The 6000-nt window shown below is 56.2% G+C and carries 5 protein-coding genes and 1 pseudogene; 5 read left to right on the forward strand and 1 reads right to left on the reverse strand.

Features of this window, described 5'->3' with window-relative positions:
- Positions 1 to 124: 124 nt before the first annotated feature.
- Genes QZ869_RS13535 through QZ869_RS13555 form a run of 5 tightly spaced genes read left to right on the forward strand, consistent with a single transcriptional unit; the run spans position 125 to position 4716 of the window.
- Positions 125 to 1315 (forward strand): ABC-three component system protein, encoded by a 1191-nt coding sequence (locus tag QZ869_RS13535; protein WP_296035818.1) that lies wholly within the window; start codon positions 125 to 127, stop codon positions 1313 to 1315.
- A complete protein-coding gene (locus tag QZ869_RS13540; protein WP_296035814.1) occupies positions 1302 to 1811 on the forward strand; it encodes a three component ABC system middle component in 510 nt (169 codons plus the stop codon). The genes QZ869_RS13535 and QZ869_RS13540 overlap by 14 nt, the downstream gene beginning before the upstream one ends.
- Complete coding sequence (locus QZ869_RS13545) at positions 1808 to 3742, forward strand: DUF3732 domain-containing protein (protein ID WP_206914760.1); 1935 nt, start codon at positions 1808 to 1810, stop codon at positions 3740 to 3742. The genes QZ869_RS13540 and QZ869_RS13545 overlap by 4 nt, the downstream gene beginning before the upstream one ends.
- 3 nt (positions 3743 to 3745) lie before the next feature.
- Positions 3746 to 4303: a hypothetical protein gene (locus QZ869_RS13550; protein WP_206914761.1), complete on the forward strand. Its 558-nt coding sequence runs from the start codon at positions 3746 to 3748 to the stop codon at positions 4301 to 4303.
- Entirely contained in the window at positions 4300 to 4716 is a 417-nt protein-coding gene (locus tag QZ869_RS13555; protein WP_206914762.1) for a hypothetical protein, read from the forward strand. Before QZ869_RS13550 ends, QZ869_RS13555 begins: the two co-directional genes overlap by 4 nt.
- A gap of 33 nt (positions 4717 to 4749) precedes the next feature.
- Here the strand turns inward: QZ869_RS13555 and QZ869_RS13560 are convergent.
- Positions 4750 to 5823 (reverse strand): annotated as a pseudogene (locus QZ869_RS13560) (RHE_PE00001 family protein); the annotation flags it as partial.
- Between the last annotated feature and the right edge of the window lie 177 nt (positions 5824 to 6000).

The following is a 6000-nucleotide window of genomic DNA, read 5'->3' on the forward strand; positions in this document are numbered from 1 at the left end:
TCGCCTGCGATATTTGATGCCTCAGGAACGCCTCAACTTAACCTCGTGGAAATCCGACTCTCTGCACTGGAAATTACTGTATAAATAATACTAGGTTGGCAGTACAAATTCGGGGGAGAAAGGCTTGCAATTGGCCAACCAGTACGATGCATCCGGTTCTCTTGCCGGTTATCTTTATCAGTGCAGATTGGCATTACTTCTTGCGATACGCGAAATGAAGGTCAAGCCGAATTGCCATGTCTCGATCGAAAAGTTTGACGATATAGCGTTTCACGAAGAGGATCTGGCGCACTGTGTCGTTCAAGCTAAGCACCATATCGGTCCAAAGGATGTTACCGATAATAGCGTCGACATCTGGAAAACCCTCCGGATCTGGATTTCGCAGCTGAAGGCAGGCTCCTTCTCAAATGCCGATACTCGGCGGCTTCTGATCACAACTGCGACGGCGCCTGCTGGGGGGGCGCTGGCAATGCTGCGAAATGGCAGCGGACCTGATGACCGCAACGTAGCACGAGAGCGGCTCTCAGCTGCCGCCCGCGCATCGACCAACAAGACATCGGAGCCGGGCCGTCACGAGTTCCTGTCCTTGACCGACGAAGAGGCGGACGTGCTGCTTGCCTCCATCGTTGTATTGGATGGCGCGCCGGACCTGCACAATGTTTTCGATGAGGTGGAAGGGGAGCTTCGTATCCTGTCGGCCACCTCGGCTGACAAGGTCGCGCAATCGCTTGAAGGTTGGTGGCTGGGGGTGGTTGCGAAGCGTCTCGTAGGGGTGGAGACCTCGGATATCCCGGTCCAGCACATCGCAATAAAGGCACAGGAATTCGCGGCACTTTATGGGCCAGCCGGCCTGCCAGTCAGCGATCCTACCGAGTTCGGTGAGCGACCCTACTCAATCGAGGATGAGGGCGAGACCTACGTCAAACAAATGCGTCTGATCCAGCTATCGGACAGGGCGATAAAGCGCGGTATCCAGGATTTCTACCGGTCGAATACCCAACGGTCGAAGTGGGCGCGAGAAAACCTCCTGCTCGACGGTGATGTTGCCCGCTTTGAGAGCAAGCTGCAGGATTCTTGGGAACGCAAATTCGAAGAAGAGTGCGGTGAAGCTCAAACAGCGGACGATGCTTCTAAGAACGCGATGGGTCGCAAGGTCTTCCACTGGGCAAGCCAGCAGCAGATCGAATTTCGCAACGTGATCGAGACTTGGATCACTGCGGGATCGTTCCATGGCTTGGCGGATCGGGTGAAGGTGGGCTGGCATCCCAACTTCCTCGACCATCTCACGGTTGGGGCTGACGATGGCGCGGCTTGACCCATGGATGAGGCGCCCGCCTGAAGAAGCAAACCTCTTCGGTCCTTCATTCCTCTGCGCGCTGTCCCATGAATTTTTGCGCGACTTGACCAAAGATGGCCGCGAGGGCGCGTCGCTCTTTTTGCTGATCCTTGCGTTATCGACTGCTCTGCACCGTAGCAGCCGGGAGCGGCTGCCCTATTCAACGGTGACGTCACTTTATGCCTGGGTGCAGGAAAACGAGGATCTGCTCATCGGGTTTGCCTCGAGAGCAAATAACTTAACGCCATATATCAAGGAAGCGATCCTCTTCGGAATCGCGACAAAGACGATCAGTGTCGATGACATGGGAAATCTCCGCCCTGGGGAACGTCGAGCAACATTTCCCAAATCATTCGTGGACGACACCACCGCAGAAACCAAAGAAATCATAGATAGATCGAAGTTCATGGGTAGATGGCTTGCAAAATCTGGATCTGAAACCTCAGTCGCCGCGGCGCTGGGAGTTCGCCCATGAGTTTCATCATTAAGGCAATCGTCGTTTACAGCCATTCCGGTGATCAGCAGATCGTGACTTTCCGTGAATCTGGATTGAACATTATCACGGGCAAGTCGAAGACCGGTAAATCGGCGATTATTGACATCGTCGATTATTGTCTCGGCCGCGGTAGCTACAATGTCGCCGAAGGGACGATCCGGAAGAAAGTCTCGTGGTTCGGCCTGCACATAGCCAAGGGTGAGGATGAAGTGTTCATCGCTCGCGACAATCCGGGTCCAGGGGCCAGCACTGGGTCTAAGGTTTTCTTCCAGCGCGGCCGGAGCCTAACTTATCCATCACTCGATGAGATTTCGAAAAACACCACTGAGGAAAGTCTCAAGGAGTTCGTCACACGGTTCGCAGGTATTCAAGAGAACGAGCACCGGCCGACCACAGGCTCTCGCCCACCATTGGAAGCTGATATCGGCCACGCTCTTTTTCTCTGCTTTCAAAAACAGAACACCATCGCCAGCCAAGATCAGCTCTTCCATCGAATGAATGAGCAGTTCCTTCCCCAGGCCATGAAGGATACCCTTCCGTACTTCTTAGGGGCCGTTGATGAGGACCACTTCCGGCTCTTCGGGGAGTTGGACGAGTTGCAGAAGAAGCTGCGGCTCCTCGAAGCGCAACAAGCCAAGCATATACAGGCCGTAGACGTCAGCCGGTCACGTTTGACAAGAATCCTCAATGAAGGGAAGAAGGTTGGACTGATCCGCCAAGACTATCAGCCCGTGGACGACAGTGTTTTTGCCTTCCTCGCAAGGGTGAGCGAAAGCGCTATTGATCAACCCGACCTTACCTCCGATTTTGGCGAGACTATCGCGCGCCTCCGCGGTGAACAAAGCACGCTGCAGGAGCGACTAGGCGATCTCAATCAAGACATTCGCGCCGCGCGAGCCTTCTTCTCCGACCAGACCGAGTATTCACGTGAGGTGACCGAACAAAGATCCCGCTTAAAAAGCATCGAGCTGTTTAAGAACGACATCGAAACGCCGGAACAATGCCCCTTCTGCGACTCTCATTTGGAGTCCCCTATTCCCCGCGTTACGCAAGTCAGGGAGTCTTTGCGACGAGTCGGCACACAGCTCGAAGGCCTCTATCGCGACAATCCGCATATTCAACGGCACATCGCTGATCTCGAAGGAAAGATCGGCGAGGCTACTGACAGCTTACGGCTGGTTCAAAGAGAGCTTCAGCGCGCTATTCTCGATGATGAAGCCGCCAAAGCACGTCAGGACCTGATCGTCTCGCGCGGCCGGTTTCTGGGACGACTTGCAGAATTTCTTGAAGCCATGACGCCAGATCGAGACGATCTCGAACTCGCTTCAGACATCGAGCAAGTGAAGAGCCTGATCTCAGCTGTTCGCTCACGCATTAACAGTGACGATATAGAATCGCGCCTGCAAACAATAATGAGCTTCATCAGCCAGAAAATGACGGACTATTCTGGCCAACTCGACCTAGAACACAGCGGTAGCTCGCTGCGCCTGGACGTAAAAAAGCTTACCGTGGTGGCTAATACCGTCGATGGACCGATCCCGCTCAATCGAATGGGGAGTGGTGAAAACTGGGTCGGATATCACGTTCTGAGTCACCTAGCCATTCACTGGTGGCTGCGTGAGCGGGACCGTCCGGTGCCTGCATTCCTTATTTTCGATCAGCCGACACAGGCCTATTATCCACCGGACATATCCGAAGGTGGATTGGATCAAATCGAGAAGGATGCGGACCGCGCCGCTGTAAAGTCGCTGTTCAAACTAATGGCGCATGCATGCCAGGAAATAAAACCTGACTTCCAGCTGATCGTACTCGATCATGCCCACCTCGCTGATGAGTGGTTCGAGGAGGCTATCATCAGGGAATGGCGTGGAGAGGAGGCGCTTGTGCCCTACAACTGGCCGGAGCGATGAGCAATGCTGGAAATCCCTCTGAACTATAGTATCAACCTGTCTGACGACGAAGCTGCTGCTTTGGCGGACACGTTTGGCTGCGCGCTGGAAGATGTCGGCCAGAATCTTCAGCTTTTTGCCAAAGCAGCGCTGAATGAGTATGTCGATATGTTTGCGGGACAAGCATTGATCAACGTTTCGGACATGCGCGAACGCCGCCTTGTCGCTATGCTTCTCGCTTTGCCAGCTGCAAATTTTCCGACCGACGAGCGGATCGCGCGTTTGTTCAATCTGACCATCTCGCAGGGCCGCGCGCTGTTGCGCGCCACGCTCTCTCGACATCGGGCTCGACTCAAAGGAGTAATGGAAGGTGCGGCTCGACGGTTCATTGCCGCATGTCAAGGCGAGGACGGAGCCGAGCGCGATGCTCGATTCCCGAACGTAGTCGTGATCGAAATGCTCAACGCGCAACTGTCTGCGGCAAGCAGTCCTCGTAGCCCAATTCGCCGCAAGCCAGGAACGTTCGACACATATCTGGTCGCGAATGGGGCTTTTATCGAACTCCAGAGCCTCTACCCATGAACCCGTCAGAACATTTACCTGACGTGATTTCGGCAGCAAGTCTCGTGCTAGCTGTCCTTGCGGCTTTTTACACCCTCTGGCTTCCAGCTGTGACAGCAGCGCTCAACGTCAAGCCCGCTACCGACGTAGACGATCGTGGACCTCAAAGAACCCAAATCATGAACGCGCTGTCTACCAAAGCCGTGCCGCTCGCCTTTGCGACGATTGCGTCAACGACCATTCTTGCGCCACGCGGCATCGCAATCATCGCTGAAATATGGCGCCACCACGCCGAATGGTCATTCGATGATGTTAAGGCGATGTTCGTTCTCACTCTCGCACTCATGCTTCTACTTACAATCGTTTCGGTGACTCAGGTCATTCGGCTGTTCGCCAAACGTCGTGAGGTAACTCCTAAGCAGCGAAGAAAATAGCCTCTAACGGCATAGGCATGGCAGAGATGCCCCTCAGATCAAGCCCCATGCCCGAAACCTCCCCCTCCCCGTCATCTCGCGCAGGCCGAGTTCCAAAACGATCCGCCGCGCCGCCTGCGGCGTCACCTCGAGCGTTTTCGCCACCATTTTTGCCGACACCAATGGCTTTGCCATCACCAGTTCCACTAGTTCCGGCAGCTTTGACGACGTCCGCCGCCCCTCAAGCTTTCGCTCAAACATCGTCTTCGCCAATCTAAGCCTGTCGTGTTCTTTCATGCCGATCTCGGGGGCCGCCAAAAGCCCGTGAGCGATGGCGAGCAGCCGGGTTTCACGATCGCGATGCCGGCGCCGATCGACGGGGATGGTTTTGAGGCCGAGATTGATGGCGGCGAGGTGGCCACCGGTGGTGATACCGGCTTCCCGCAGGATCGACGCAGCTAACAGCCTGCCAAGCCAGGGCGCGTGCTGCAGCACCGACAGTTCGTTCCAGGCATCGAGGGCAATGATCGCCTGCAGCACAGCCGGCATCTCCTGGGCGTGGCGCAAGACACCGCGCCATTCGTCGAGCCGGGCATCCTCGTCCCAGTCGAGATCGTAGACGAGAGGGTCTCGTTCGCGGGTGTCGGCGCGTCCTGGCCGCCTCGCTTGCTCGATCGCGGCCTCAGAGCGGGCCAGCACCGCATCGATGGCGGCGTAGTCGACGCCCGGCAGATCTTTGGCGTCATCGACATCGTCCCCCTCCCCTTCCCCGTCGATCCTGACCGCGGTCCGAGAGACGTCGGCCGGTTTGATCACCTCCGTGCCGGTCGGTGCGATCTCCGATGTCTGCCGGAGCGTGCGAATGCCTTCCGGCGATAGCGCCCAGTCCGGCAACTGACCAGAAATCCGCCGGCGGGTGCGCAGCACGTCGCGGGCGATGGTGAGTTCGTGGGTGGGGGTGCGGGTATCGCGAAGGGCGTCGTGGAGGACGAGGTCTTCGAGATGGACGAGCTCGCCGTCGATCCACAGGGAGGCGCAGGCATCCGCGAAATTTTGCCGTTCGAGAAAGCCGGCGCCGACCGGCGAGCGGGCAATGCGCTCGTCGAGACGGGTGAGCGCGATACCGGCTGTGGCTTTTACTTTGAGGTTTCAAACTGGAAATCGTCATTAGGCTGTTAGAGTTAGGCGTTATTGGTAGGAACGATTATCGCTAACGATTTCGATGAGGCCAGATGTGCCAAATCCATTTCAATATTGCCGATCGACACCTGCCCGTGAATCTACTGAAGCCGATTGGGCGGCTGC

Source organism: uncultured Agrobacterium sp., from assembly GCF_913777885.1.
GTDB lineage: Bacteria > Pseudomonadota > Alphaproteobacteria > Rhizobiales > Rhizobiaceae > Agrobacterium.